The sequence below is a fragment of the Pseudomonas prosekii genome (assembly GCF_900105155.1).
In the GTDB taxonomy this organism is placed as follows: domain Bacteria; phylum Pseudomonadota; class Gammaproteobacteria; order Pseudomonadales; family Pseudomonadaceae; genus Aquipseudomonas; species Aquipseudomonas prosekii.
In genome coordinates this window covers 3,559,179-3,582,764 of the sequence record NZ_LT629762.1, presented here as the reverse complement: position 1 = coordinate 3,582,764, position 23,586 = coordinate 3,559,179, and the positions used below count along the sequence as shown (strand labels likewise).

Genomic DNA, 23,586 nt, shown 5'->3' with positions numbered 1-23,586 from the left:
CCAAAGCACCGCAGATTCAGCTCGACTGAATAATGCTCAACCGCTCGCCCACGACCATTTCGGTAATCCAGTCCACCAGGATCGAGGTATAGGCCTGCTGCGAAACGGGATCACTCAGCGAATGGTCAGAGCCGTCGATGATCCGGTGCGTCAGCGAGTGGGTTTTCTGGCAGGCCGCGCGGTAGCTCATGATCGTTGCGTGCGGCACGTGATCGTCAGTTTCCGATTCCACCAGCAACACATCGCCAGTAAATTCCGAGCAGGCATGCAGCGCGCGGTTGTTCGCCGAGTGCACCAGCGTGCTGCGGTAATCAAGCAAATCGACCTTGTCCAACTGGCGTTTTGGCGTATGCCATTGTTCGTCGCGGTACAGCGCCGGCACGCGTAGCGCCAACCAGCGCACCGGGCGCAACGAGGTAAGAATCGCCGCCAGGTAACCGCCATAACTGGTGCCGACCACGGCAATCGCCGAGGTGTCGAGCGCCGGGTGCGCGAGCAAGCGGTCGTATGCCGCCAGCAGGTCGCGCAGGTTGTCTTCACGGGTGACCTGCGACAACGAAATCCCCTTGCCGCCCGTGTGCCCGCGCAGGTCGAAGGTCAGGCAGACACAACCCAGACCGGCGATGCCTTTGGCGCGTTCCAGATCGCGTTCCTGACTGCCACCCCAGCCGTGCACAAACAGCACGCCCGGGACTTTCGATTTGGGGCTGAGGAAATGCCCGGTCATCTGCTCGCCGTCGATGTCGATTTCAATGGTTTCGCTTCTAGCCGTCATAAGATTTGACCGTTACGTACTTGAGAAGAAAATCACCGTTTTCCGCCGGCCCGCGATACACCTCGATGGCGTCCGCCGGCAGCGCTTGTTCGGTGTAGGTTTCCACCGACGACACGCGAATCGCGCGCATCGCCGGGTCGTTGACGAAGCTCTGCAACGCCGCCACTTCGGCGCTGCTGGCGCCGCCCATGCGCCAAGACTGTTCGAGCACGCCGCTGCGTTGCTGGCCGTTGCTGTCGAGCCCTTGGGCGATGTCGTAGTTGCGCCGCGACGCGTAGAAACCCGGATAGGCTTCATCGGCGGCGCTGTCGAAAACCTGCGCTTGCTGGATCGCCAGACGTACGTCGTCGGGCAGGTCGAGTTCGAGCAAATCCTCGTAATAACCGCGCACCACCAACAGGTTCGAACCGCCGTAGACTTCCTCGCCGTGGCTGTCTTCGGTCAAGTATTGATCACCGCAGTAGCTCAAGACCTTGTCGCCGATAAACGCCTGGCCGACGCTGTGGGTCACGACGTTTTCCAGATGTTGCTCCAGCACTACGCCTTCAGCGAACAGTTGCGCGGCGTCGGCGCGCGCGAGAATGGCGCCGAACTGGTTGGGACTTTTGATCAGTTCCTGACCACGCCCGGCGCAGGCGTGAATCGGCTTGAGGCGAATCGGCCCGTTATCCAGCAAGCGCTCCGCCGCCTCGCGCGCATCATCGATGGAAAACACGCTGAAGCCGTCGAGCACGACTTTGCTGACCCGTTCGGAAAACAGCGTTGACCAGCCTTTCGGTGCTTGCGCGTAAGGCCCGAGCAAGCCGTGGCTGATGGCTTTGGTGCAGATGAAGTCGTGGTCGACATAGCCGCCCCACAGATCATCCGGACCTTTGACGCCCAGTTGCCGAGCGGCTGCGACGCCGACCAGAGTCTGCGTTGGCAGCACGTAAAGTTCTCGGCCGCTGTGCTGGCCGGCATCGTAACTGCCGCCAAATTTGAAACCGAGAATCTGCGCCAGCCACCGGGCCAGCGCGCGATTGGTTTCGACTTCGTGCAGCGGCGCTTCGGGCCGCACGGAGTGAGCGACGACCAGTTTCTTGCGGCCTGGTGGGGTCATGCATCCCCCTTCAAATTGCGCTGATGGGTTTAGCCTGAAGGTGCAGGGATCAGGCCAATCGTCCATTGAAAACAAATGACTTGCAGATCAGGCATTTGCCAAAGCCGTGATGGCTTTGCGCCTGTTTTATTCTGCACGACGCGTTTGATGACTCTAGCACTTTGCACGAAACCGGCTGCGCACAGGGCGCATGAGGCAACGCGTACCTGTAGGAGCGAGGCTTGCCCGCGAAAGCGGCGGGTCAATAGACGTTGATGTTGGCTGTGCAGGCCTCTTCGCGGGCAAGCCTCGCTCCTACATCAATTACGGTCGGACACCAACGGTGCATCCAGCAAAAATCCCCTGTGGGAGCTGAGCTTGCTCGCGATGGCGGTGGGTCGGTTGGCATATTCATCGACTGGATAACCGCCTTCGCGAGCAAGCTTTGCTCCCACAGGGTGGACGGTGCATCCACAAAAATCCCCTGTGGGAGCTGAGCTTGCTCGCGATGGCGGTGGGTCAGTTGGCATATTCATTGACTGAATAACCGCCTTCGCGAGCAAGCTTTGCTCCCACAGGGTGGGCGGTGCATCCACAAAAATCCCCTGTGGGAGCTGAGCTTGCTCGCGATCGCGGTGGGTCAGTTGGCATATTCATCGACTGGATAACCGCCTTCGCGAGCGCCATCACTGGCGAGGCGGCGTCACACCGAAGCGCGTGCGGTAGTCACTTGGCGCCTGCCCGGTGATTTTCTTGAACGTGGCGCGAAATGCGCTGGCGTCGGCATAGCCCACTGTCCAGGCAATGTGGTCGATGGTGCCGTTGGTGAATTCAAGCATTTCCCGCGCCTTGCCGACCCGCAGATGCTGGCAGTACTCGGTCGGTTTGAGCCCGGTCGCCGCGCGAAAACGGCGCAGGAATGTGCGCTCCTCCAGCCCGGCGCGCTCGGCCATCGCCGTCAGCGACACATCGGTGGCGCCGGTGCTTTGCAGCCAGTGCTGGACCTTGAGAATCGACGCATCGCCATGGCTGAGGATCGGCGCAAAGTTGCTGCCGCACTGGCTGGCGCTGTCGCTGTGCTCGATCACAAGAAACCGCGCAGTGCTGGCGGCGATGCTCGGTCCGAGCAAGCGATCAACCATGCGCAAACCCAGCTCGGACCACGCCATCAACCCCGCCGTGGTGATCAGGTCGCCGTCATCAACGATCGGCGTATCCGCTAACAGCTTGATCGCCGGGTAGCGTTCGGCAAAGGATTTTGTCGAAGTCCAATGCGTGGTCGCGCTGCGGCCGTCGAGCAAACCACTTTCGGCCAGCAGAATCGAACCGACGCAAACACCGCCGAGCGTCGCGCCTTGCGCATGTTGCTGACGCAGCCAAGGGATCAATCCCGCCGGCGACTGGCCTTCGGTAAATCCGCCAATCGACGGCGGGATCAGCACCGCAACCAATGCGCGATCCGCGCCGGGGTGGCTGTCGTAGCAGCGCGCGGGCGCCTGAGCATTGTCGACCTGCCAGTGACTGACCCGCAGCAACGGCAATTGCGCCGTTTGATGTTCGGCGGCAATCCGGTTGGCCACACCGAACAGGTCGGTCAAACCATGCACCGCAGCCATTTGCGCGCCGGGATAGATCAACACACCGAGTTCGGCGACTGCCCTTTCTACAGCCATTGTCAGTTTTCCCCCTTCAATTGTCGGTGCGGCCAATCCCCGAAACGTCGACCAGCGCCAATACTCCCCGCCACAGCAACGATCAGCCAACCACCGATCTCAAACCCAACCACTTCAAGGACACACCCATGGCCAAGCAAGCGCTCATCGTAGTCGATATCCAGAACGACTACTTCCCCCAAGGCAAATGGCCCCTGGTCGGCGCCGAGGCGGCAGCGGACAACGCGGTTCGGCTGCTCGACGCCTTCCGCGAGGCCGGTGATCCGGTGGTGCACATCCGCCACGAATTCACCTCCGACGATGCGCCGTTCTTCACGCCGAATTCCGAAGGCGCGAAGCTGCATCCCAAAGTGACGAATCGCGCCGACGAGCCGGTGGTGCTCAAACATTTCGTCAACTCGTTCCGCGAAACCGACCTCCAGGCCATTCTCGATAAGCAAGGCATCAAGCATCTGGTGGTGGTCGGCAGCATGAGCCACATGTGCATCGACGGCATCACCCGCGCCGCCGCCGATTTGGGCTACACGGTCACGGTCATCCACGACGCCTGCGCCACCCGCGACCTGGAATTCAACGGCGTCAGCGTGCCAGCCGCCCACGTTCACGCGGCGTTCATGTCGGCGCTGGGTTTTGCTTACGCGAGCGTGGTTTCTGCCGAGGAATTTCTCGCCGGCAAGCGCTGAGTCGGTGCAGCGCTGAACAAACAAAGCCCGGTGCCGTGCATCGGGCTTTTGCACGAAACGGCTTTCATTCAGGCTCAGAACCAGACAACGACAAGACATACGATTGAAAAGCCGGATAATGACGGCCATTTCGTCTATCCCGTTATTCTGGTAATCCCCCATGGAAATCAAGGTCAACTTTCTCGACAACCTTCGGCTTGAAGCAAAGTTCGATGACTTCACGGTGGTGGCCGATCAACCAATCCGCTACAAGGGCGATGGCTCGGCGCCAGGCCCGTTCGATTATTTCCTGGCCTCATCGGCGCTGTGTGCGGCGTATTTCGTCAAGCTGTACTGCGACACTCGCAGCATTCCCACCGACAACATTCGCCTGTCGCAGAACAACATTGTTGATCCGGAAAACCGCTACAACCAGATTTTCAAGATTCAGGTCGAGTTGCCTGCGGACATTTCCGACAAGGATCGCCAAGGCATCCTGCGTTCGATCGATCGCTGCACCGTAAAGAAAGTGGTGCAAGCCGGGCCTGAGTTTGTCATCGAAGAAGTGGAAAACCTCGACGCCGATGCCCAGGCGTTGTTGATGCCGGCGTCCAGTTCAACGGCGCACACTTTCATCGCCGGCAAAGACCTGCCGCTGGAGCAGACCATCGCCAACATGTCGGCGATTCTGGCGGACCTGGGCATGAAGATCGAAATCGCCTCGTGGCGCAATATCGTGCCCAACGTCTGGTCGCTGCACATCCGCGACGTGCACTCGCCGATGTGTTTCACCAACGGCAAAGGCGCGACCAAAGAAGGCGCATTGGCCTCGGCGCTGGGCGAGTTCATCGAGCGCCTCAACTGCAATTTCTTCTACAACGATCAGTTCTGGGGCGAAGACATCGCCAATGCGCCGTTTGTGCATTACCCGGACGAACGCTGGTTCAAGCCTGGCCGTAAAGACGCATTGCCGACGGAAATCCTCGACGCGCACTGCCTGAAGATTTACAACCGCGACGGCGAACTGCGCGGCTCGCACCTGATCGACACCAACTCGGGCAATGAAGAACGCGGCATCTGCTCGCTGCCCTACGTGCGCCAGTCGGACGGCGAAGTGGTGTATTTCCCGTCCAACCTGATCGAAAACCTGTTCCTCAGCAACGGCATGAGCGCCGGCAACACTTTGGAAGAAGCTCAGGTGCAATGCTTGTCGGAGATTTTCGAGCGCGCGGTGAAACGCGAAATCATCGAAGGCGAATTTGCCCTGCCGGACGTCCCGGCCGAGGTGTTGGCCAAATACCCGGGGATTCTCGCCGGAATTGAGGCGCTGGAAGCACAAGGCTTCCCGGTACTGGTCAAGGATGCGTCGCTGGGCGGCGAATTCCCGGTGATGTGCGTGACCTTGATGAACCCGCGCACTGGCGGCGTGTTCGCCTCGTTCGGCGCGCATCCGAGCCTGGAAGTGGCGCTGGAACGCAGCCTCACCGAACTGCTCCAGGGCCGCAGCTTCGAAGGCCTCAACGACTTGCCGCAGCCGACCTTTGAAGGCCACGCGGTGACCGAGCCGAACAACTTCGTCGAGCACTTCATCGACTCGAGCGGCGTGGTCTCGTGGCGTTTCTTCAGTTCCAAGTCGGATTACGACTTCGTCGAGTGGGACTTCTCCGGCCAGGGTGAAAACTCGAATGCCGAAGAAGCCGCAACCTTGTTCGGCATTCTCAAAGACATGGGCAAAGAAGTGTACATGGCGGTTTACGAGCACATCGGCGCGAAGGCTTGCCGCATCCTCGTGCCGGACTATTCGGAAATCTATCCTGCCGACGATCTGATCTGGGATAACACCAACAAAGCGTTGTTCTTCCGCGCCGACATTCTCAACTTGCATCGTCTCGACGAAGAAGAACTGCAATCGCTGGTCGAGCGCCTGGTCGAAAGCGAACTGGACGACTACACCGACATTACTTCGCTGATCGGCATTGAATTCGACGACAACACGGCGTGGGGTCAGCTGACCATTCTGGAATTGAAACTGCTGATTTACCTCGCCCTGCAGCAATATGAAGAAGCGAAGGAAGCGGTGGAAATGTTCCTGCAGTACAACGACAACACAGTTGAGCGCGGCTTGTTCTACCAGGCGGTCAACGTGGTGCTGGAAATGAAACTGGACGAAGACCTCGAACTGGAAGACTACGAAGCCAACTTCCGCCGGATGTTCGGCAACGAGCGAACCGATGCCGCTATCGGCTCGGTGGACGGTAGCGTGCGCTTCCACGGCTTGACGCCGACCAGCATGAAACTCGAAGGACTCGACCGGCATCTGCGGCTGATCGACAGCTACAAGAAATTGCACTCGGCACGGACGAATGTGACGGTTTCATAAAGCTGAATAACGCCCATAAAAAAAGCGAAGCCAGATAGCTTCGCTTTTTTTTGTCTTGCGGGTCTGAAAAAGAGCTACAGATCAGAACGGGATATCGTCATCAAAGCTGTCGAAATCCGGAGCCGGTTGCGGAGCGGCCTGCTGTGGAGCAGGTGCCTGGCGCTGTTGCGGAGCGGATTGCTGCTGCGGACGCGGAGCCTGTTGCTGGCGTGGTGCCGGCGCGGACTGCTGGTAGTTGTTGCCGCCGCCCTGCTGCTGGTCGCCCTGTTGTGGACGGCCGCCGAGCAGTTGCATGGTGCCTTGCATGTCGACCACGATTTCAGTGGTGTAACGCTTGATACCGTCTTTTTCCCACTCGCGGGTTTGCAGTTTGCCTTCGATGTAGACCTGCGAACCTTTACGCAGGTATTCGCCGGCGATTTCCGCAACCTTGCCGAACATCGACACACGGTGCCATTCGGTCTTCTCGACCTTCTGACCGGTTTGCTTGTCGGTCCACTGTTCGCTGGTCGCCAGACTCAGGTTGGTCACGGCGTTACCGTTAGGCAAGTAGCGAACTTCGGGATCCTGGCCGCAAGTACCGACCAATATGACTTTGTTAACCCCACGGGCCATAACGTTCTCCTAGGCTACGCACGCTGCCTCGGCCGGGTTGTTCACCAGGCGCTCAAGGGTCGTGCGATCCAATAGTTCTGTGTCCAATTTGATGTAAATCGCCGCTTCATCAGCAACGACCACTGCATCTGTTACCCCTACGACAGCCTTGAGGCGCTCGACCAGACCCGCTTCGCGGATTGCCTCGGGAGACAACGGCAAGCGCAGGCTTGTGACGTAAGGAGGTTCGCGCATGGTAACAGCAAAGACCAGCCAAAGTGCAGCCAGGCCGGCGCATCCAAGGAACACAACCGACAAACCGCCATGCTGGAAAAGCCAGCCGCCGAGGATGCCACCCAGCGCCGAACCGAGGAACTGGCTGGTGGAATAGACCCCCATTGCCGTGCCTTTGCCGCCTGCTGGTGAAACCTTGCTGATCAGTGATGGCAATGAAGCTTCGAGCAAGTTGAACGCGGTGAAGAACACCACCGTCCCGATCACCAGAGCCCGCAAGCTGTCACCGAACTGCCAGAAGAATAGCTCAGTGAGCATCAGCGTCGCGACGGCGCCCAATAAAACTCGTTTCATTTTGCGTTTCTTCTCGCCATAGATGATGAACGGGATCATGGCGAAGAAAGAAATCAGCAGCGCGGTCAGGTACACCCACCAGTGCTGCTCCTTGGGCAGCCCGGCTTTTTCGACCAGGGCCAGGGGCAATGCGACGAAGCTCGACATCAACATCGCATGTAACACAAAAATGCCCAGGTCCAGGCGCAGCAGGTCGGGATGCTTGAGTGTCGGGATCAGCGCCTGGCGCGCGACGCCGGACTCTCGATGCTGCAACGGCCCGGTGGCGCGCGGCACCATGAACATCACGATGACGATACCGAGCAGTGCCATGCCACCCGTGGCGTAGAACAGCCCGGACAAGCCGAAAGCACTGGTCAGCAACGGGCCGACGACCATGGCGACAGCGAACGACAGACCGATGGTCATGCCGATCATGGCCATGGCTTTGGTCCGATGCTGTTCGCGGGTCAGGTCTGACAGCAACGCCATGACCGCCGCAGAAATCGCCCCGGCGCCCTGCAGGATTCGCCCGGCGATGACGCCCCAGATCGAATCGGCGTTCGCCGCCAGCACACTGCCCAACGCAAAGACAATCAGCCCCAGATAAATCACCGGGCGCCGGCCAATGCGGTCGGAAATGAACCCGAACGGAATCTGAAACAGCGCCTGGGTCAGGCCGTAAGCGCCAATCGCCAGCCCGATAAGGGCCGGGGTCGCTCCCGCCAGATCCATCCCATAGGTCGCCAAAACCGGCAACACCATGAACATGCCAAGCATACGGAAGGCGAACACCAGGGCCAGACCGCTGGCTGCGCGGGTCTCACTGCCACTCATGCGTTCGCTGTGGGGATCGTGCATGGAAAAACCTCATGTGAACCGGCGGCGATTCTACCAGTCCCATCGATTGACGGGGTATATCGCGACGCTATGACGCGCATAGATGACGCAGTCTTCATGTAAGCCTGCGTTGCCCCGATTTGATAGTGTGCATCCATCCAGTATTTGGCCGTATACTCCTACGTTTTCGACGCCCGCCAAGCGAGGCCACTTTGGACAAGATCCTGATTCGTGGGGCCCGAACCCACAACCTGAAGAACATCGACCTGACCCTGCCACGGGACAAACTGATCGTCATCACCGGCCTGTCCGGATCCGGCAAGTCGTCCCTGGCATTTGACACGTTGTACGCTGAAGGCCAGCGCCGCTACGTCGAATCGCTGTCGGCCTACGCCCGGCAGTTCCTGTCGATGATGGAAAAACCTGACGTCGACACCATTGAAGGTTTGTCGCCGGCGATTTCCATCGAACAGAAGTCGACTTCGCATAACCCGCGCTCGACAGTCGGCACCATCACCGAAATCTACGATTACCTGCGCTTGCTGTATGCCCGCGTCGGTATTCCGCGTTGCCCGGACCACGATATTCCGCTGGAAGCGCAGACCGTCAGCCAGATGGTCGACCTGGTCCTCGCGCAGCCCGAAGGCAGCAAATTGATGTTGCTGGCGCCGGTGATTCGCGAGCGTAAAGGCGAGCATCTGTCAGTCTTCGAAGAACTGCGCGCCCAGGGTTTTGTGCGCGCGCGGGTCAACGGCCGGCTGTGCGAGCTGGACGAGTTGCCGAAGCTGGATAAACAGAAGAAGCATTCGATTGATGTTGTGGTCGACCGCTTCAAGGTCCGCGCCGATCTGCAGCAGCGCCTCGCCGAATCCTTCGAGACGGCGCTGAAGCTGGCGGACGGCATCGCGCTGGTTGCGCCGATGGACGACGAGCCCGGCGAAGAGATCATTTTCTCCGCGCGCTTCGCTTGCCCGATTTGCGGTCACGCGATCAGCGAACTGGAACCGAAGCTGTTTTCCTTCAACAACCCGGCCGGTGCCTGCCCGACGTGCGATGGCCTGGGCGTGAAGCAGTTCTTCGACATCAAGCGCCTGGTCAATGGCGAACTGACCCTTGCCGAGGGCGCGATACGCGGCTGGGACAGGCGTAACGTCTATTACTTTCAGATGCTCGGGTCGTTGGCGTCCCATTACAAGTTCAGTCTTGAAGTGCCGTTCAACGAACTGCCGGCCGACCAGCAGAAATTCATCCTGCACGGCAGCGGTTCGCAAAACGTCGACTTCAAATACCTGAACGACCGTGGCGACATCGTCAAACGCTCGCACCCGTTCGAAGGCATCGTGCCGAACCTGGAACGTCGTTATCGCGAAACCGAGTCCGCCTCGGTGCGTGAAGAGCTGGCCAAGTTCCTCAGCACCCAGCCTTGCCCGGATTGCCGTGGCACGCGTCTGCGTCGTGAAGCGCGGCACGTGTGGGTTGGCGAGAAGACCTTGCCGGCGGTGACCAATCTGCCGATCGGCGATGCCTGTGAGTACTTCGGTGTATTGAAGCTGACTGGCCGTCGCGGCGAAATTGCCGACAAGATTCTCAAGGAAATCCGCGAGCGCCTGCAGTTCCTGGTTAACGTCGGTCTGGATTATCTGTCGCTTGATCGCAGTGCGGACACCTTGTCCGGCGGTGAAGCGCAGCGAATTCGTCTGGCCAGCCAGATCGGCGCCGGTCTGGTTGGGGTTTTGTACATCCTCGACGAACCGTCGATTGGTCTGCATCAACGCGACAACGACCGGCTGCTCGGCACGCTCAAGCATTTGCGCGACATCGGTAACACGGTGATCGTGGTCGAGCATGACGAAGATGCCATTCGCCTTGCCGATTATGTCGTGGACATCGGCCCGGGCGCAGGCGTCCACGGCGGCCACATCGTCGCCGAAGGCACACCGGCCGAGGTCATGGCGCACCCGGACTCGTTGACCGGCAAATATTTGTCGGGCCGGGTGAAGATTGCTGTCCCGGCCAAGCGCACACCGCGTAACAAAAAACTGTCGCTGTCGCTCAAGGGCGCTCGCGGCAACAACTTGCGCAATGTCGATCTGGATATTCCGATCGGGCTGCTGACCTGCGTGACCGGCGTTTCCGGTTCGGGCAAATCGACGCTGATCAACAACACCCTGTTCCCGCTGAGCGCTACTGCACTCAACGGTGCAACCACCCTCGAAGCCGCCGCGCATGACAGCATCAAGGGCCTGGAGCATCTGGACAAGGTTGTCGACATCGACCAGAGCCCGATCGGTCGGACGCCGCGTTCCAACCCGGCGACCTACACCGGTTTGTTCACGCCGATCCGCGAACTGTTCGCCGGCGTGCCTGAGTCGCGGTCGCGCGGTTATGGCCCGGGGCGTTTCTCCTTCAACGTCAAGGGCGGACGCTGTGAAGCCTGCCAGGGCGATGGCCTGATCAAGGTTGAAATGCACTTTTTGCCGGACATCTATGTGCCGTGCGACGTCTGCAAGAGCAAGCGCTACAACCGCGAAACGCTCGAGATCAAGTACAAGGGCAAGAACATCCACGAAACCCTCGAGATGACTATCGAGGAAGCACGGGTGTTCTTCGATGCGGTCCCGGCACTGGCGCGCAAGCTACAGACGCTGATGGACGTCGGCCTGTCGTACATCAAACTCGGGCAATCGGCGACCACCTTGTCCGGCGGCGAGGCGCAACGGGTGAAACTGTCCCGTGAGCTGTCCAAGCGCGATACCGGCAAGACGCTGTACATCCTCGATGAGCCAACCACTGGTTTGCACTTCGCCGATATTCAGCAATTGCTCGACGTCCTGCATCGACTACGCGACCACGGCAACACTGTGGTGGTGATCGAGCACAACCTGGACGTTATCAAGACCGCCGACTGGTTGGTGGACCTTGGCCCGGAAGGTGGTTCGAAAGGCGGGCAGATCATTGCCGTCGGTACGCCGGAAGAAGTCTCGGAGATGAAGCAGTCTCACACCGGCTTCTACCTCAAGCCGCTGCTGGCTCGCGACAAGGCCTGAATCAGGCCCACGAAAAAGCCCCTGTCACTTCATCAGTGCCAGGGGCTTTTTTGTATGCGGGTGTTTTATTACTGCTGTGGTATCGGGGATCAGAACTGCGATTGCAGGTAGTTCTCCAGACCGATCAGCTTGATCAGGCCCAACTGCTTCTCCAGCCAGTAGGTGTGATCTTCTTCAGTGTCGTTCAGCTGAACGCGCAGGATCTCGCGGCTGACGTAGTCTTTGTGCAACTCGCAAAGCTCGATGCCTTTGCAGAGTGCGGCGCGGACTTTGTATTCCAGTCGCAGGTCGGCAGCCAGCATTTCCGGCACCGTGGTGCCGACATCGAGGTCGTCAGGACGCATGCGCGGCGTGCCTTCGAGCATCAGGATGCGGCGCATCAAGGCGTCAGCGTGCTGCGCCTCTTCTTCCATCTCGTGGTTGATACGTACGTAGAGCTCGGTGAAACCCCAGTCCTCATACATCCGCGAGTGAACGAAATATTGGTCACGCGCGGCCAGTTCGCCGGTCAGCAACGTGTTGAGGTAATCGATTACGTCTGGGTGGCCTTGCATCGCCCTACATCTCCCTGCTTGAAAGTCTGTAGTTTGAACCAACCGGACTGATTGGTCACCCTGCACGCGCGATAAAAGCGAAGATATTCAGAGAAAAGTGGCTTAAAAAACGCAAAAACCGCCCAAATGAGGGCGGTTCTGCTTCTCGTTTAGACTTCGTTAAGCTGTACGCCCAACGCCTTCGCGATTGCTTCTCCATACGCCGGGTCGGCGCGGTAGAAATGCTGCAGTTGACGATCAATCACGTCCGGCGTAACGCCAGCCATTGCACCGGCGATGTTGTTGATGAGCAGAGTTCTTTGCTCATCATTCATCAACCGGAACAGCGCACCGGCGTGGCTGTAGTAATCGGTATCTTCGCGGTGATCGTAGCGATCAGCCGCACCACTCAAGGCCAACGCCGGTTCGGCGTAACGCGGCGCTTGTTTTGGCGATTCGATGTAGCTGTTCGGCTCGTAGTTTGGCGCTGCACCGCCGTTGCTGCCGAACGCCATCGAACCATCGCGCTGATAGGTGTTGACCGGGTTGCGCGGCGCATTCACCGGCAGTTGCTGGTGATTGGTGCCAACGCGATAGCGGTGCGCATCGGCGTAAGCAAATACCCGTCCCTGCAACATGCGATCCGGAGACAGGCCAACACCCGGAACCATGTTGCTCGGGCCGAACGCGGCTTGCTCGACTTCGGCAAAGTAGTTCTGCGGATTACGGTTGAGTTCCAGTTCACCCACTTCAATCAGCGGGAATTCCTTCTGCGACCAGGTCTTGGTCACATCGAACGGGTTCTCGTAATGCGCTGCAGCCTGAGCCTCGGTCATGATCTGGATGCAGACCCGCCATTTCGGGAAATCACCGCGTTCGATCGCACCAAACAGGTCGCGCTGCGCGTAGTCCGGATCGGTCCCGGCCAAGCGAGCAGCTTCTGCCGGCGCCAGGTTCTTGATCCCTTGCTGGGTCTTGTAGTGCCATTTCACCCAGTGACGCTCGCCCGTCGCGCTGATCAGGCTGTAGGTGTGGCTGCCGAAGCCGTGCATGTGCCGGTAGCCGTCAGGGATGCCGCGATCCGAAAACAGGATCGTGACCTGGTGCAGCGCCTCTGGGGAATGCGACCAGAAGTCCCACATCATCTGCGCACTTTTCAGGTTGCTTTGCGGCAGGCGCTTCTGTGTGTGGATAAAGTCGGGGAATTTCAGCGGGTCGCGAATGAAGAACACCGGCGTGTTGTTACCAACAATGTCCCAGTTGCCTTCTTCGGTGTAGAACTTCAGGGCGAAGCCACGTGGATCGCGCTCGGTATCAGCCGAACCGCGCTCGCCACCGACGGTGGAGAATCGCAGGAAGGTAGGTGTTTGCTTACCAACGGATTCGAACAACTTGGCGCTGGTGTACTGAGTAATGTCGCGGGTTACGGTGAAAGTACCGTAAGCGCCTGAGCCCTTGGCGTGGACGCGGCGTTCCGGAATATTTTCACGATTGAAGTGAGCCAGCTTCTCGAGCAGGTGGAAATCGTCGAGGAGCAGCGGGCCACGCGGGCCGGCGGAGCGGGAATTCTGGTTATCGGCGACGGGCGCGCCACTGGCGGTGGTCAGCGTTTTATTTTGGCTCATGCGATCTCTTCCTCAGTCAGTCTTGAACTGCCGGCTAATCGGCGTGGGAGGAGTATTGACCACTGATCGGGTTGCTTACAAATTCATTAATTTGTGTCGATCAATAGAAAATTACTAACAACAATCCCGCGCACATAGTGATGGCATCGACCGCAAGGAAGCTTGTACGAACCGCGCATTTCTTACAGACACAAAAAACCGGGCACTAGGCCCGGTTCTTCGTTTCAGACTGACGTCTTACTCAGCGGATACAGCTTCACCGCCAACTGGACGATCAACCAACTCGACGTACGCCATAGGCGCGTTGTCGCCAGTGCGGAAACCGCACTTGAGGATGCGCAGGTAGCCACCCTCACGGGTAGCGTAACGCTTGCCCAGGTCGTTGAAGAGCTTGCCAACGATAGCTTTCGAACGAGTACGGTCGAAAGCCAGACGGCGGTTAGCCAGGCTGTCTGTCTTGGCCAAAGTGATCAGCGGCTCAGCAACGCGACGCAGTTCTTTAGCTTTCGGCAGTGTAGTTTTGATCAGCTCGTGCTCGAACAGCGACACTGCCATGTTTTGAAACATGGCCTTGCGGTGCGAGCTAGTGCGGCTCAGGTGACGACCACTTTTACGATGACGCATGGTTCATTCCTTACCAAACACAACGTTCGGTGATTACGACGATCAGGCAGTCGCCTTGTCGTCCTTCTTAAGACTTGCAGGCGGCCAGTTGTCGAGGCGCATGCCGAGGGACAGACCGCGGGAGGCCAGAACGTCCTTGATTTCAGTCAAGGATTTCTTGCCAAGGTTCGGAGTCTTCAACAGCTCTACTTCGGTGCGCTGAATCAGGTCACCGATGTAGTAGATGTTTTCCGCCTTAAGGCAGTTAGCCGAACGTACAGTCAGTTCCAGATCGTCAACCGGGCGAAGCAGGATCGGATCGATCTCGTCTTCCTGCTCGACAACCACTGGCTCACTGTCACCTTTGAGATCGACGAACGCAGCCAACTGCTGTTGCAGAATGGTTGCAGCGCGGCGGATAGCCTCTTCAGGATCCAGGGTACCGTTGGTTTCCAGATCAATAACCAGCTTGTCCAGGTTAGTACGCTGCTCGACACGGGCGTTTTCCACCACGTATGCGATACGGCGAACCGGGCTGAACGAAGAGTCAAGCTGCAAACGACCAATGCTGCGGCTTTCGTCTTCATCGCTCTGACGCGAGTCTGCCGGTTCATAACCACGACCACGAGCTACGGTGAGCTTCATGTTCAGGGCGCCGTTAGACGCCAGGTTAGCGATTACGTGATCGGGATTAACGATCTCGACATCATGATCCAGCTGAATATCGGCAGCGGTAACCACCCCCGAACCCTTCTTCGACAAGGTCAGCGTAACTTCGTCACGGCCGTGCAGCTTGATAGCCAGACCTTTAAGGTTCAACAGGATTTCAATTACGTCTTCCTGTACACCTTCGATGGCGCTGTACTCATGGAGCACACCGTCAATCTCGGCCTCGACTACTGCGCAGCCGGGCATTGAGGACAACAGGATGCGTCGCAGCGCGTTGCCCAGGGTGTGGCCGAAACCACGCTCGAGAGGCTCGAGAGTGATCTTGGCGCGGGTTGGACTGACAACCTGCACATCAATATGGCGGGGTGTCAGGAACTCATTTACCGAAATCTGCATGGATGCACCTATTTTCTAGCCCTTACTTGGAGTAGAGCTCGACAATCAGGCTTTCGTTGATGTCGGCGGACAGATCACTGCGAGCAGGAACGTTCTTGAAAACGCCCGACTTCTTCTCAGTGTCTACTTCTACCCATTCTACGCGGCCACGTTGGGCACACAGATCGAGAGCTTGGACAATGCGAAGTTGGTTCTTTGCTTTCTCGCGAATCGCTACCACGTCACCAGCACGAACCTGGTACGACGGCACGTTTACGGTCTGACCGTTAACGCTTACGGATTTGTGCGATACCAGCTGACGGGATTCGGCACGAGTAGAGCCAAAACCCATACGGTATACAACGTTGTCCAGACGGCATTCGAGCAGTTGCAACAGGTTTTCGCCAGTTGCACCTTTCTTGCCAGCAGCTTCTTTGTAGTAGCCGCTGAATTGACGCTCGAGAACGCCGTAGATACGACGGACCTTCTGCTTTTCACGCAGTTGGGTGCCGTAATCGGACTGGCGACCGCGGCGTTGGCCGTGGATACCAGGTGCTGCTTCGATGTTGCACTTCGATTCGATCGCGCGCACGCCGCTCTTCAGGAAGAGATCGGTGCCTTCGCGACGAGCGAGTTTGCATTTTGGACCAATGTAACGAGCCATTCTTTACAATCTCCTGGATTACACGCGGCGCTTCTTCGGCGGACGGCACCCGTTGTGCGGGATTGGCGTCACGTCGGTGATGCTGGCGATCTTATAGCCACAGCCGTTCAAAGCACGGACAGCAGACTCACGACCTGGACCTGGACCTTTGACGTTAACGTCGAGGTTTTTCAGGCCGTATTCCAGCGCAGCTTGACCAGCACGTTCAGCAGCTACTTGAGCAGCAAACGGGGTGGACTTGCGGGAACCGCGGAAACCCGAACCACCGGAGGTAGCCCAAGAAAGCGCGTTACCTTGACGGTCGGTAATGGTCACGATTGTGTTGTTAAAAGAAGCATGGATGTGGGCGATGCCATCAACCACTGTCTTTTTAACTTTTTTACGAGGACGAGCAGCAGGTTTTGCCATGATAATTTTCCTGTCGATTCGCTGGGGCGATTACTTGCGGATCGGCTTACGCGGACCTTTACGGGTACGCGCGTTAGTCTTGGTACGCTGACCGCGTACTGGAAGACCACGACGATGACGCAGACCGCGATAGCAACCGAGGTCCATCAAACGCTTGATTTTCATGTTGATTTCGCGACGCAGGTCACCTTCAGTGGTGAACTTCGCCACTTCGCCACGCAGCTGTTCAATCTGCTCGTCGCTCAGATCTTTGATCTTTGCTGCTGGGTTTACCCCAGTCACTGCACAGATCTTCTGTGCAGTAGTGCGACCAACACCATAGATGTAGGTCAGCGAGATAACAGTATGCTTGTTATCTGGAATGTTAACGCCTGCAATACGGGCCATTCAGTGGGACTCCAATTGACAGCTACCTACGCCCCGGAAGCCAAGAAATAGGGCGCGAGATAATATCGCTGTAATAACAAATAATCAACCCGGTAGCGCACTAGCTACCGGGCTTGAAGCACAATCACACTCAGCCTTGGCGCTGTTTGTGACGCGGTTCCGCGCTGCAAATTACTCGAACAACACCTTCGCGGCGAATAATCTTGCAGTTACGGCACAGCTTTTTCACCGATGCACGAACTTTCATCACCAACTCCTCGAACCTTATGGGTACTCAGCGCAACATGCCGCTGCCGTAACCCTTCAGGTTGGCTTTCTTCATCAGGGATTCGTACTGGTGCGAAACGAGGTGCGATTGTACTTGGGACATGAAGTCCATCACAACCACGACGACGATCAGCAACGAGGTCCCGCCAAGGTAGAACGGTACGTTTGCTGCAACCACCAGGAACTGGGGCAGCAGGCACACGGCCGTCATGTAAAGAGCACCGAACATGGTCAAACGAGTCAGAACGCCATCAATGTAGCGCGCAGACTGCTCGCCTGGACGGATGCCCGGAATAAAGGCACCGGACTTCTTCAGGTTTTCCGCTACGTCTTTCGGATTGAACATCAACGCCGTATAGAAGAAGCAGAAGAAAATAATCCCTGCACTAAACAGCAGAATATTCAACGGCTGACCAGGAGCGATCGACTGCGAGATGTCCTGCAACCAGCCCATACCTTCAGACTGACCAAACCAGGCACCCAACGAAGCCGGAAACAGCAAAATGCTGCTCGCGAAAATAGCCGGAATAACACCGGCCATGTTCACTTTCAGCGGCAAGTGGCTAGTCTGCGCAGCAAAAACCTTACGGCCCTGCTGACGCTTGGCGTAGTGAACAGCAATACGACGCTGACCACGCTCAATGAACACCACGAAACCGATAATCGCTACTGCCAGCAAACCGATGGCTACCAAAGCGAAGATGTTGATATCGCCCTGACGTGCAGACTCGAAAGACTGCCCGATCGCTCTCGGAAGACCGGCGACGATACCCGAAAAAATCAACATCGAGATACCGTTGCCAACACCACGCTCAGTAATCTGCTCACCCAGCCACATCATGAACATCGCACCAGCCACAAAAGTGGATACCGCGACGAAATGGAAGCCAAAGTCACCATTGAACGCAACACCCTGCCCCGCCAGACCTATGGACATGCCAATAGCCTGAACGAGAGCGAGGATGACAGTGCCGTAGCGGGTGTACTGGCTTATCTTGCGACGGCCAGCTTCACCTTCCTTCTTCAACTGTTCCAGCTGCGGGCTGACGGCGGTCATCAGTTGCATGATGATCGATGCCGAAATGTACGGCATGATCCCCAGTGCAAAGATGCTCATCCGTTCCAGCGCGCCGCCGGAAAACATGTTGAACAAGCTAAGAATGGTCCCCTCATTCTGTCGAAACAGGTCCGCGAGTCGGTCCGGGTTAATACCTGGAACCGGGATGTGTGCGCCTATTCGGTAGACGATAATCGCCAGGAACAGAAAACGCAGACGAGCCCAGAGTTCAGACATACCGCCTTTGCCGAGCGCAGAGAGAGCACCTTGCTTAGCCATTTATTCCTCGAACTTGCCGCCAGCTGCTTCGATAGCCGAACGCGCACCTTTGGTGGCGCCGATTCCCTTTCCGATGGTGACAGCGCGAGTAACTTCGCCGGACAACATGATTTTCACACGCTGTACGTTGACGTTAATTACGTTGGCATCTTTCAGGGACTGCACGGTAACGATGTCGCCTTCCACTTTGGCCAGCTCGGACAAACGCACTTCTGCGCGATCCATGGCTTTCAGGGAAACGAAACCGAACTTCGGCAGACGACGATGCAGCGGCTGTTGACCGCCTTCAAAGCCTGGTGCGATGGTGCCACCGGAGCGGGAGGACTGACCTTTGTGGCCACGGCCACCGGTCTTGCCCAAACCACTACCGATACCACGGCCCGGACGATGCTTTTCGCGACGGGAACCCGGCGCTGGACTCAGATCATTGAGTTTCATCGATTAACCCTCGACACGCAGCATGTAGTAAGCCTTGTTGATCATCCCGCGATTCTCGGGAGTATCAAGTACTTCTACAGTGTGACCGATGCGACGCAGACCCAAACCCTTAACGCACAATTTGTGGTTAGGGATGCGGCCGGTCATGCTTTTGATCAGCGTAACTTTTACGGTAGCCATGATCAGAAGATCTCCTTGACGCTTTTGCCACGCTTGGCGGCAATGGATTCAGGAGACTGCATAGCTTTCAAACCTTTGAAAGTGGCGTGAACCACGTTTACCGGGTTAGTCGAGCCGTAGCACTTGGCCAGAACGTTCTGAACGCCAGCAACTTCGAGGACAGCACGCATAGCGCCGCCAGCGATGATACCGGTACCTTCAGAAGCAGGCTGCATGTACACCTTCGAAGCGCCGTGACCGGACTTCATTGCGTACTGCAGAGTGGTGCCGTTCAGATCAACTTGGATCATGTTGCGACGAGCAGCTTCCATTGCCTTCTGGATCGCAGCAGGCACTTCACGTGACTTGCCACGGCCGAAGCCAACACGCCCTTTACCATCACCAACCACGGTCAACGCGGTGAAAGTGAAGATACGGCCGCCTTTAACGGTTTTGGCTACGCGATTAACTTGAACCAGCTTCTCAATGTAGCCTTCGTCGCGCTTTTGGTCGTTATTTGACATAACTTAGAACTCCAGCCCAGCTTCACGAGCAGCATCAGCCAGCGCCTTGACGCGGCCATGGTACTTGAAGCCAGAGCGGTCGAAAGCCACCTGCGAGACGCCAGCGGCTTTTGCACGCGTAGCGACCAGCTGGCCAACCTTAGTGGCCGCGTCGATGTTGCCAGTGGCGCCATCACGCAGTTCTTTATCCAAAGTCGAGGCAGATGCCAGGACTTTGTTGCCGTCGGCCGAAATGACCTGGGCGTAGATGTGCTGCGACGAGCGGAACACGCAGAGACGCACGACTTCGAGTTCGTGCATTTTCAGGCGTGCTTTGCGAGCGCGACGCAGTCGAGTAACTTTTTTGTCGGTCATTTGCTATGCCCTACTTCTTCTTGGCTTCTTTACGACGGACGACTTCGTCCGCGTAGCGCACACCTTTGCCTTTGTACGGCTCTGGTGGACGGAAGTCGCGGATCTCGGCGGCCACTTGACCTACCAGCTGCTTATCGATGCCCTTGATCAGGATATCGGTCTGGCTAGGAGTCTCAGCGGTGATGCCTTCCGGCAGTTCATAATCCACTGGGTGCGAGAAGCCAAGAGCCAGGTTCAGCACTGTGCCTTTTGCTTGCGCTTTGTAACCAACACCGACCAGCTGGAGCTTGCGCTCGAAGCCTTGGCTTACGCCTTGGACCATGTTGTTTACCAACGCACGAGTGGTACCAGCCATTGCGCGAGTTTGTTGATCGCCATTGCGAGCAGCGAAACGCAGCTCACCAGCTTCTTCAACAATCTCAACGGACGAATGGATGTTCAGTTCGAGAGTGCCCTTGGCACCCTTCACCGAAAGCTGTTGGCCTGCGAATTTTACTTCGACACCGGCCGGCAGCTTAACGGGGTTCTTAGCGACGCGTGACATGCTTATCCCCCCTTAGAACACAGTGCAAAGAACTTCGCCGCCGACACCGGCAGCGCGCGCAGCACGATCCGTCATCACACCTTTGTTGGTGGAGACGATAGACACACCGAGACCGCCACGAACTTTTGGCAAATCATCGACGGACTTGTACTGACGCAGGCCTGGACGGCTAACGCGCTTCACTTCTTCGATAACCGGACGGCCTTCGAAGTATTTCAGCTCGATAGACAGCAGTGGTTTTGTTTCGCTGCTGATCTGATAACCCGCAATGTAACCTTCGTCCTTCAGGACTTTGGCAACAGCTACCTTCAACGTAGAAGATGGCATGCTTACGACGGACTTTTCAGCCATCTGGGCATTACGGATTCGAGTTAGCATGTCCGCTAACGGGTCCTGCATACTCATGGGCTAGGCGCTCCTAATACAAAAAAATAAGCCTTGCGGCTACTACCTTCGCCGAGAACCTCCGCGCGAAAAAAGCACGGGCTCAGGCGAGCCGGGTATTCTAGACACACCCCACAAATGAATCAAGCCCCAAAAGGGGCTTGATTCAAGTTCTAGGTCACCGGCGGTCAGTATCTTGCGAAACCGAACGCCGAGACTTTGATAGTGCTTACCAGCTGGCTTTAACCAGACCAGGTACGTCACCACGCATTGCAGCTTCACGCAATTTGTTACGGCCGAGGCCGAACTTGCGGTAAACGCCGTGTGGACGACCGGTCAGGCGGCAGCGGTTACGCATGCGCGAGGCGCTTGCGTCACGTGGCTGCTTCTGCAGAGCTACTGTAGCTTCCCAACGCGCTTCTGGACTTGCGTTCAGATCAACGATGATAGCTTTCAGTGCTGCACGCTTTTTGGCGTACTTGGCAACCGTGAGCTGACGCTTCAGCTCGCGGTTTTTCATGCTCATCTTGGCCATTTTCCTACTCCAATCAGTTGCGGAACGGGAATTTGAAAGCACGCAACAGGGCGCGACCTTCATCATCGTTCTTGGCAGTGGTGGTCAGGGTAATGTCCAGACCGCGGAGAGCATCGATCTTGTCGTAGTCGATTTCCGGGAAGATGATCTGCTCTTTAACGCCCATGCTGTAGTTACCACGACCATCGAAGGACTTGGCATTCAGGCCGCGGAAGTCGCGGACCCGAGGCAGGGAGATCGACAGCAGACGATCCAGGAATTCGTACATACGCTCACGGCGCAGGGTCACTTTGACGCCGATCGGCCAACCTTCACGGACTTTAAAGCCAGCGATGGATTTCCGAGCGTAAGTCACAACGACTTTCTGACCGGTGATCTTTTCCAGGTCGGCAACAGCGTGCTCGATGACTTTTTTGTCACCGACCGCTTCGCCCAGACCCATGTTCAGGGTGATTTTGGTAACGCGTGGAACTTCCATCACGTTCGAAAGCTTAAGTTCTTCCTTAAGTTTCGGTGCGATTTCCTTCCAGTAAATCTCTTTTAGTCGTGCCATGGTCTTCTACCTAGCAGTGTTCAAGCATCAACCGCTTTTTGGGTCGACTTGAAGACACGAATTTTCTTGCCGTCTTCTACTTTGAAACCAACGCGATCAGCCTTGTTGGTTTCGCCGTTGAAAATGGCGACGTTAGAAGCGTCCAGTGGAGCTTCTTTTTCGACGATACCGCCTTGTACGCCCGACATCGGGTTAGGCTTGGTATGACGCTTGACCAGGTTCAGACCGCCGATAACCAGACGGTTATTAGCGAGAACCTTAAGCACCTTACCGCGCTTACCTTTGTCTTTGCCGGCGATCACGATGATCTCGTCGTCACGACGAATCTTTTGCATGTCGGATCTCCTTACAGCACTTCTGGGGCGAGCGAGACGATCTTCATGAACTTCTCAGTACGAAGTTCACGGGTCACTGGCCCAAAGATACGGGTGCCGATCGGCTCTTGCTTGTTGTTCAGAAGAACAGCAGCGTTGCCATCAAAGCGGATAATGGAGCCATCAGCACGACGTACGCCGTGACGAGTGCGGACTACAACAGCAGTCATCACTTGGCCTTTTTTCACTTTACCGCGAGGAATTGCTTCCTTGACGGTAACTTTGATGATGTCACCGATACCAGCGTAACGACGATGGGAGCCACCCAGCACCTTGATGCACATAACGCGGCGTGCGCCGCTGTTATCGGCCACATCGAGCATGGATTGAGTCTGAATCATATAATTTCTCCGACCCCTAGTCCTTAGACTTCCACAGCGCGTTCGAGAACATCAACCAGCGCCCAAGACTTAGTCTTGGCCAAAGGACGAGTTTCACGAATAGTGACTTTGTCGCCGATGTGGCACTGATTGGTTTCGTCGTGCGCGTGCAGCTTAGTCGAACGCTTAACGTATTTACCGTAGATCGGGTGCTTAACGCGACGCTCGATCAGAACGGTGATGGTCTTGTCCATTTTGTCGCTGACAACACGGCCAGTCAGCGTACGGACGGTTTTTTCGGCTTCAGCCATGATTACTTACCTGCCTGCTGTTTGAGCACAGTCTTCACGCGAGCGATGTCACGCTTAACTTGCCGGAGCAGGTGAGACTGCCCCAACTGGCCAGTTGCTTTCTGCATGCGCAGATTGAACTGGTCGCGCAGCAGGCCGAGCAGTTGCTCGTTAAGCTGCGGCGCGTCTTTTTCACGAAGTTCGTTCGCTTTCATCACATCACCGTCCGTTTAACAAAGGCGGTGGCGAGCGGCAGCTTTGCAGCAGCCAGGGCAAAAGCCTCACGCGCCAGCTCTTCAGAAACGCCCTCGATTTCATACAGGACTTTGCCTGGCTGAATCTGGGCAACCCAGTACTCCACACTACCCTTACCTTTACCCATCCGAACTTCGAGTGGCTTCTTGGAAATAGGCTTGTCCGGGAATACACGGATCCAGATCTTGCCGCCACGTTTAACGTGACGGGTCAGTGCACGACGCGCTGACTCGATCTGACGAGCGGTGAGACGACCACGAGCTACAGACTTCAGCGCGAACTCGCCGAAGCTGACTTTGCTACCGCGCTGTGCCAGACCACGGTTGTGGCCTGTCATCTGCTTGCGGAACTTCGTACGCTTTGGTTGCAACAT

The 23,586-nt window shown here is 57.1% G+C and carries 30 protein-coding genes; 3 read left to right on the top strand and 27 right to left on the bottom strand.

Features of this window, described 5'->3' with window-relative positions:
- Nucleotides 1-16: 16 nt before the first annotated feature.
- The 3 genes from BLU01_RS16265 to BLU01_RS16255 all read right to left on the bottom strand — a co-directional run bounded on the left by BLU01_RS16265 (nucleotide 17) and on the right by BLU01_RS16255 (nucleotide 3,526).
- Nucleotides 17-775, bottom strand: a complete 759-nt coding sequence (locus tag BLU01_RS16265) for an alpha/beta hydrolase family protein (RefSeq protein ID WP_092277440.1) — start codon at nucleotides 773-775, stop codon at nucleotides 17-19.
- Nucleotides 765-1,874: a DUF3182 family protein gene (locus BLU01_RS16260; protein ID WP_092277437.1), complete on the bottom strand. Its 1,110-nt coding sequence runs from the start codon at nucleotides 1,872-1,874 to the stop codon at nucleotides 765-767. Before BLU01_RS16260 ends, BLU01_RS16265 begins: the two co-directional genes overlap by 11 nt.
- 665 nt (nucleotides 1,875-2,539) lie before the next feature.
- Complete coding sequence (locus tag BLU01_RS16255) at nucleotides 2,540-3,526, bottom strand: GlxA family transcriptional regulator (RefSeq protein WP_092277434.1); 987 nt, start codon at nucleotides 3,524-3,526, stop codon at nucleotides 2,540-2,542.
- Nucleotides 3,527-3,654: 128 nt separating this feature from the next.
- On the opposite strand from BLU01_RS16255, the gene BLU01_RS16250 reads away from it, so the two are divergent.
- A complete protein-coding gene (locus BLU01_RS16250; protein ID WP_092277431.1) occupies nucleotides 3,655-4,209 on the top strand; it encodes a cysteine hydrolase family protein in 555 nt (184 codons plus the stop codon).
- Nucleotides 4,210-4,369: 160 nt separating this feature from the next.
- Nucleotides 4,370-6,568 carry an OsmC domain/YcaO domain-containing protein gene (locus BLU01_RS16245; protein ID WP_092277428.1) on the top strand — a complete coding sequence of 733 codons (2,199 nt, stop codon included), beginning with the start codon at nucleotides 4,370-4,372 and terminating at the stop codon, nucleotides 6,566-6,568.
- Nucleotides 6,569-6,649: 81 nt separating this feature from the next.
- On the opposite strand, the gene BLU01_RS16240 is transcribed toward BLU01_RS16245, so the two are convergent.
- Together BLU01_RS16240 and BLU01_RS16235 are read right to left on the bottom strand one after the other, a co-directional pair.
- Nucleotides 6,650-7,183 carry a single-stranded DNA-binding protein gene (locus BLU01_RS16240; RefSeq protein WP_092277424.1) on the bottom strand — a complete coding sequence of 178 codons (534 nt, stop codon included), beginning with the start codon at nucleotides 7,181-7,183 and terminating at the stop codon, nucleotides 6,650-6,652.
- Between the two features lie 9 nt (nucleotides 7,184-7,192).
- A complete protein-coding gene (locus BLU01_RS16235) occupies nucleotides 7,193-8,590 on the bottom strand; it encodes an MFS transporter (RefSeq protein ID WP_092277421.1) in 1,398 nt (465 codons plus the stop codon).
- Nucleotides 8,591-8,781: 191 nt separating this feature from the next.
- Here BLU01_RS16235 and uvrA point away from each other — a divergent pair, with 191 nt between their 5' ends.
- Nucleotides 8,782-11,616 carry an excinuclease ABC subunit UvrA gene (uvrA, locus tag BLU01_RS16230; RefSeq protein ID WP_092277418.1) on the top strand — a complete coding sequence of 945 codons (2,835 nt, stop codon included), beginning with the start codon at nucleotides 8,782-8,784 and terminating at the stop codon, nucleotides 11,614-11,616.
- 89 nt (nucleotides 11,617-11,705) lie between these two features.
- Here uvrA and bfr read toward each other — a convergent pair whose 3' ends face one another.
- The 22 genes from bfr to rplP all read right to left on the bottom strand — a co-directional run bounded on the left by bfr (nucleotide 11,706) and on the right by rplP (nucleotide 23,586).
- The gene (bfr, locus tag BLU01_RS16225) at nucleotides 11,706-12,170 is read right to left on the bottom strand and encodes a bacterioferritin (RefSeq protein ID WP_092277415.1); all 465 of its coding nucleotides are present in this window, start codon (nucleotides 12,168-12,170) and stop codon (nucleotides 11,706-11,708) included.
- 149 nt (nucleotides 12,171-12,319) lie between these two features.
- A complete protein-coding gene (locus tag BLU01_RS16220; RefSeq protein ID WP_092277412.1) occupies nucleotides 12,320-13,774 on the bottom strand; it encodes a catalase in 1,455 nt (484 codons plus the stop codon).
- Between the two features lie 237 nt (nucleotides 13,775-14,011).
- The gene (gene rplQ, locus BLU01_RS16215) at nucleotides 14,012-14,398 is read right to left on the bottom strand and encodes a 50S ribosomal protein L17 (protein ID WP_007896790.1); all 387 of its coding nucleotides are present in this window, start codon (nucleotides 14,396-14,398) and stop codon (nucleotides 14,012-14,014) included.
- A 42-nt stretch (nucleotides 14,399-14,440) separates the two neighbouring features.
- Complete coding sequence (locus BLU01_RS16210; RefSeq protein ID WP_003186012.1) at nucleotides 14,441-15,442, bottom strand: DNA-directed RNA polymerase subunit alpha; 1,002 nt, start codon at nucleotides 15,440-15,442, stop codon at nucleotides 14,441-14,443.
- Nucleotides 15,443-15,464: 22 nt separating this feature from the next.
- Complete coding sequence (gene rpsD, locus BLU01_RS16205; protein ID WP_003210056.1) at nucleotides 15,465-16,085, bottom strand: 30S ribosomal protein S4; 621 nt, start codon at nucleotides 16,083-16,085, stop codon at nucleotides 15,465-15,467.
- Between the two features lie 18 nt (nucleotides 16,086-16,103).
- Nucleotides 16,104-16,493 (bottom strand): 30S ribosomal protein S11, encoded by a 390-nt coding sequence (gene rpsK, locus BLU01_RS16200; protein WP_002555466.1) that lies wholly within the window; start codon nucleotides 16,491-16,493, stop codon nucleotides 16,104-16,106.
- Between the two features lie 30 nt (nucleotides 16,494-16,523).
- Nucleotides 16,524-16,880: a 30S ribosomal protein S13 gene (gene rpsM / locus BLU01_RS16195; protein ID WP_003186020.1), complete on the bottom strand. Its 357-nt coding sequence runs from the start codon at nucleotides 16,878-16,880 to the stop codon at nucleotides 16,524-16,526.
- Between the two features lie 130 nt (nucleotides 16,881-17,010).
- On the bottom strand, nucleotides 17,011-17,127 hold the full coding sequence (rpmJ, locus tag BLU01_RS16190; RefSeq protein WP_002555468.1) for a 50S ribosomal protein L36: 117 nt from the start codon (nucleotides 17,125-17,127) through the stop codon (nucleotides 17,011-17,013).
- 27 nt (nucleotides 17,128-17,154) lie between these two features.
- Nucleotides 17,155-18,483: a preprotein translocase subunit SecY gene (gene secY / locus BLU01_RS16185; protein WP_092277409.1), complete on the bottom strand. Its 1,329-nt coding sequence runs from the start codon at nucleotides 18,481-18,483 to the stop codon at nucleotides 17,155-17,157.
- Nucleotides 18,484-18,921, bottom strand: a complete 438-nt coding sequence (gene rplO / locus BLU01_RS16180; RefSeq protein WP_010467269.1) for a 50S ribosomal protein L15 — start codon at nucleotides 18,919-18,921, stop codon at nucleotides 18,484-18,486.
- A gap of 3 nt (nucleotides 18,922-18,924) precedes the next feature.
- A complete protein-coding gene (gene rpmD / locus BLU01_RS16175) occupies nucleotides 18,925-19,101 on the bottom strand; it encodes a 50S ribosomal protein L30 (protein ID WP_003186033.1) in 177 nt (58 codons plus the stop codon).
- Between the two features lie 2 nt (nucleotides 19,102-19,103).
- The gene (gene rpsE / locus BLU01_RS16170; protein ID WP_007943782.1) at nucleotides 19,104-19,604 is read right to left on the bottom strand and encodes a 30S ribosomal protein S5; all 501 of its coding nucleotides are present in this window, start codon (nucleotides 19,602-19,604) and stop codon (nucleotides 19,104-19,106) included.
- Between the two features lie 3 nt (nucleotides 19,605-19,607).
- Complete coding sequence (gene rplR, locus BLU01_RS16165) at nucleotides 19,608-19,958, bottom strand: 50S ribosomal protein L18 (protein WP_003186037.1); 351 nt, start codon at nucleotides 19,956-19,958, stop codon at nucleotides 19,608-19,610.
- A 10-nt stretch (nucleotides 19,959-19,968) separates the two neighbouring features.
- The gene (gene rplF / locus BLU01_RS16160; RefSeq protein WP_003176412.1) at nucleotides 19,969-20,502 is read right to left on the bottom strand and encodes a 50S ribosomal protein L6; all 534 of its coding nucleotides are present in this window, start codon (nucleotides 20,500-20,502) and stop codon (nucleotides 19,969-19,971) included.
- 12 nt (nucleotides 20,503-20,514) lie between these two features.
- On the bottom strand, nucleotides 20,515-20,907 hold the full coding sequence (rpsH, locus tag BLU01_RS16155) for a 30S ribosomal protein S8 (RefSeq protein WP_008065722.1): 393 nt from the start codon (nucleotides 20,905-20,907) through the stop codon (nucleotides 20,515-20,517).
- A gap of 208 nt (nucleotides 20,908-21,115) precedes the next feature.
- Entirely contained in the window at nucleotides 21,116-21,421 is a 306-nt protein-coding gene (rpsN, locus tag BLU01_RS16150) for a 30S ribosomal protein S14 (protein WP_003176414.1), read from the bottom strand.
- 13 nt (nucleotides 21,422-21,434) lie between these two features.
- On the bottom strand, nucleotides 21,435-21,974 hold the full coding sequence (gene rplE / locus BLU01_RS16145; protein WP_003176415.1) for a 50S ribosomal protein L5: 540 nt from the start codon (nucleotides 21,972-21,974) through the stop codon (nucleotides 21,435-21,437).
- Between the two features lie 20 nt (nucleotides 21,975-21,994).
- Complete coding sequence (gene rplX / locus BLU01_RS16140) at nucleotides 21,995-22,309, bottom strand: 50S ribosomal protein L24 (protein WP_003176416.1); 315 nt, start codon at nucleotides 22,307-22,309, stop codon at nucleotides 21,995-21,997.
- A gap of 11 nt (nucleotides 22,310-22,320) precedes the next feature.
- Nucleotides 22,321-22,689 carry a 50S ribosomal protein L14 gene (gene rplN, locus BLU01_RS16135; protein WP_002555479.1) on the bottom strand — a complete coding sequence of 123 codons (369 nt, stop codon included), beginning with the start codon at nucleotides 22,687-22,689 and terminating at the stop codon, nucleotides 22,321-22,323.
- A 23-nt stretch (nucleotides 22,690-22,712) separates the two neighbouring features.
- Nucleotides 22,713-22,979, bottom strand: a complete 267-nt coding sequence (gene rpsQ, locus BLU01_RS16130; protein WP_003176419.1) for a 30S ribosomal protein S17 — start codon at nucleotides 22,977-22,979, stop codon at nucleotides 22,713-22,715.
- 2 nt (nucleotides 22,980-22,981) lie between these two features.
- Nucleotides 22,982-23,173, bottom strand: coding sequence for a 50S ribosomal protein L29 (rpmC, locus tag BLU01_RS16125; protein WP_008030901.1), 192 nt, complete (start codon nucleotides 23,171-23,173; stop codon nucleotides 22,982-22,984).
- Complete coding sequence (gene rplP, locus BLU01_RS16120; protein ID WP_007896757.1) at nucleotides 23,173-23,586, bottom strand: 50S ribosomal protein L16; 414 nt, start codon at nucleotides 23,584-23,586, stop codon at nucleotides 23,173-23,175. Before rplP ends, rpmC begins: the two co-directional genes overlap by 1 nt.

What these genes read in the sequence shown, in the direction of transcription:
- BLU01_RS16265 (WP_092277440.1), bottom strand. Translation starts at nt 775, where the DNA reads ATGACGGCTAGAAGCGAAACCATTGAAATCGACATCGACGGCGAGCAG.
- BLU01_RS16260 (WP_092277437.1), bottom strand. Translation starts at nt 1,874, where the DNA reads ATGACCCCACCAGGCCGCAAGAAACTGGTCGTCGCTCACTCCGTGCGG.
- BLU01_RS16255 (WP_092277434.1), bottom strand. Translation starts at nt 3,526, where the DNA reads ATGGCTGTAGAAAGGGCAGTCGCCGAACTCGGTGTGTTGATCTATCCC.
- BLU01_RS16250 (WP_092277431.1), top strand. Translation starts at nt 3,655, where the DNA reads ATGGCCAAGCAAGCGCTCATCGTAGTCGATATCCAGAACGACTACTTC.
- BLU01_RS16245 (WP_092277428.1), top strand. Translation starts at nt 4,370, where the DNA reads ATGGAAATCAAGGTCAACTTTCTCGACAACCTTCGGCTTGAAGCAAAG.
- BLU01_RS16240 (WP_092277424.1), bottom strand. Translation starts at nt 7,183, where the DNA reads ATGGCCCGTGGGGTTAACAAAGTCATATTGGTCGGTACTTGCGGCCAG.
- BLU01_RS16235 (WP_092277421.1), bottom strand. Translation starts at nt 8,590, where the DNA reads ATGCACGATCCCCACAGCGAACGCATGAGTGGCAGTGAGACCCGCGCA.
- bfr (WP_092277415.1), bottom strand. Translation starts at nt 12,170, where the DNA reads ATGCAAGGCCACCCAGACGTAATCGATTACCTCAACACGTTGCTGACC.
- BLU01_RS16220 (WP_092277412.1), bottom strand. Translation starts at nt 13,774, where the DNA reads ATGAGCCAAAATAAAACGCTGACCACCGCCAGTGGCGCGCCCGTCGCC.
- rplQ (WP_007896790.1), bottom strand. Translation starts at nt 14,398, where the DNA reads ATGCGTCATCGTAAAAGTGGTCGTCACCTGAGCCGCACTAGCTCGCAC.
- BLU01_RS16210 (WP_003186012.1), bottom strand. Translation starts at nt 15,442, where the DNA reads ATGCAGATTTCGGTAAATGAGTTCCTGACACCCCGCCATATTGATGTG.
- rpsD (WP_003210056.1), bottom strand. Translation starts at nt 16,085, where the DNA reads ATGGCTCGTTACATTGGTCCAAAATGCAAACTCGCTCGTCGCGAAGGC.
- rpsK (WP_002555466.1), bottom strand. Translation starts at nt 16,493, where the DNA reads ATGGCAAAACCTGCTGCTCGTCCTCGTAAAAAAGTTAAAAAGACAGTG.
- rpsM (WP_003186020.1), bottom strand. Translation starts at nt 16,880, where the DNA reads ATGGCCCGTATTGCAGGCGTTAACATTCCAGATAACAAGCATACTGTT.
- rpmJ (WP_002555468.1), bottom strand. Translation starts at nt 17,127, where the DNA reads ATGAAAGTTCGTGCATCGGTGAAAAAGCTGTGCCGTAACTGCAAGATT.
- secY (WP_092277409.1), bottom strand. Translation starts at nt 18,483, where the DNA reads ATGGCTAAGCAAGGTGCTCTCTCTGCGCTCGGCAAAGGCGGTATGTCT.
- rplO (WP_010467269.1), bottom strand. Translation starts at nt 18,921, where the DNA reads ATGAAACTCAATGATCTGAGTCCAGCGCCGGGTTCCCGTCGCGAAAAG.
- rpmD (WP_003186033.1), bottom strand. Translation starts at nt 19,101, where the DNA reads ATGGCTACCGTAAAAGTTACGCTGATCAAAAGCATGACCGGCCGCATC.
- rpsE (WP_007943782.1), bottom strand. Translation starts at nt 19,604, where the DNA reads ATGTCAAATAACGACCAAAAGCGCGACGAAGGCTACATTGAGAAGCTG.
- rplR (WP_003186037.1), bottom strand. Translation starts at nt 19,958, where the DNA reads ATGACCGACAAAAAAGTTACTCGACTGCGTCGCGCTCGCAAAGCACGC.
- rplF (WP_003176412.1), bottom strand. Translation starts at nt 20,502, where the DNA reads ATGTCACGCGTCGCTAAGAACCCCGTTAAGCTGCCGGCCGGTGTCGAA.
- rpsH (WP_008065722.1), bottom strand. Translation starts at nt 20,907, where the DNA reads ATGAGTATGCAGGACCCGTTAGCGGACATGCTAACTCGAATCCGTAAT.
- rpsN (WP_003176414.1), bottom strand. Translation starts at nt 21,421, where the DNA reads ATGGCCAAGATGAGCATGAAAAACCGCGAGCTGAAGCGTCAGCTCACG.
- rplE (WP_003176415.1), bottom strand. Translation starts at nt 21,974, where the DNA reads ATGGCACGACTAAAAGAGATTTACTGGAAGGAAATCGCACCGAAACTT.
- rplX (WP_003176416.1), bottom strand. Translation starts at nt 22,309, where the DNA reads ATGCAAAAGATTCGTCGTGACGACGAGATCATCGTGATCGCCGGCAAA.
- rplN (WP_002555479.1), bottom strand. Translation starts at nt 22,689, where the DNA reads ATGATTCAGACTCAATCCATGCTCGATGTGGCCGATAACAGCGGCGCA.
- rpsQ (WP_003176419.1), bottom strand. Translation starts at nt 22,979, where the DNA reads ATGGCTGAAGCCGAAAAAACCGTCCGTACGCTGACTGGCCGTGTTGTC.
- rpmC (WP_008030901.1), bottom strand. Translation starts at nt 23,173, where the DNA reads ATGAAAGCGAACGAACTTCGTGAAAAAGACGCGCCGCAGCTTAACGAG.
- rplP (WP_007896757.1), bottom strand. Translation starts at nt 23,586, where the DNA reads ATGTTGCAACCAAAGCGTACGAAGTTCCGCAAGCAGATGACAGGCCAC.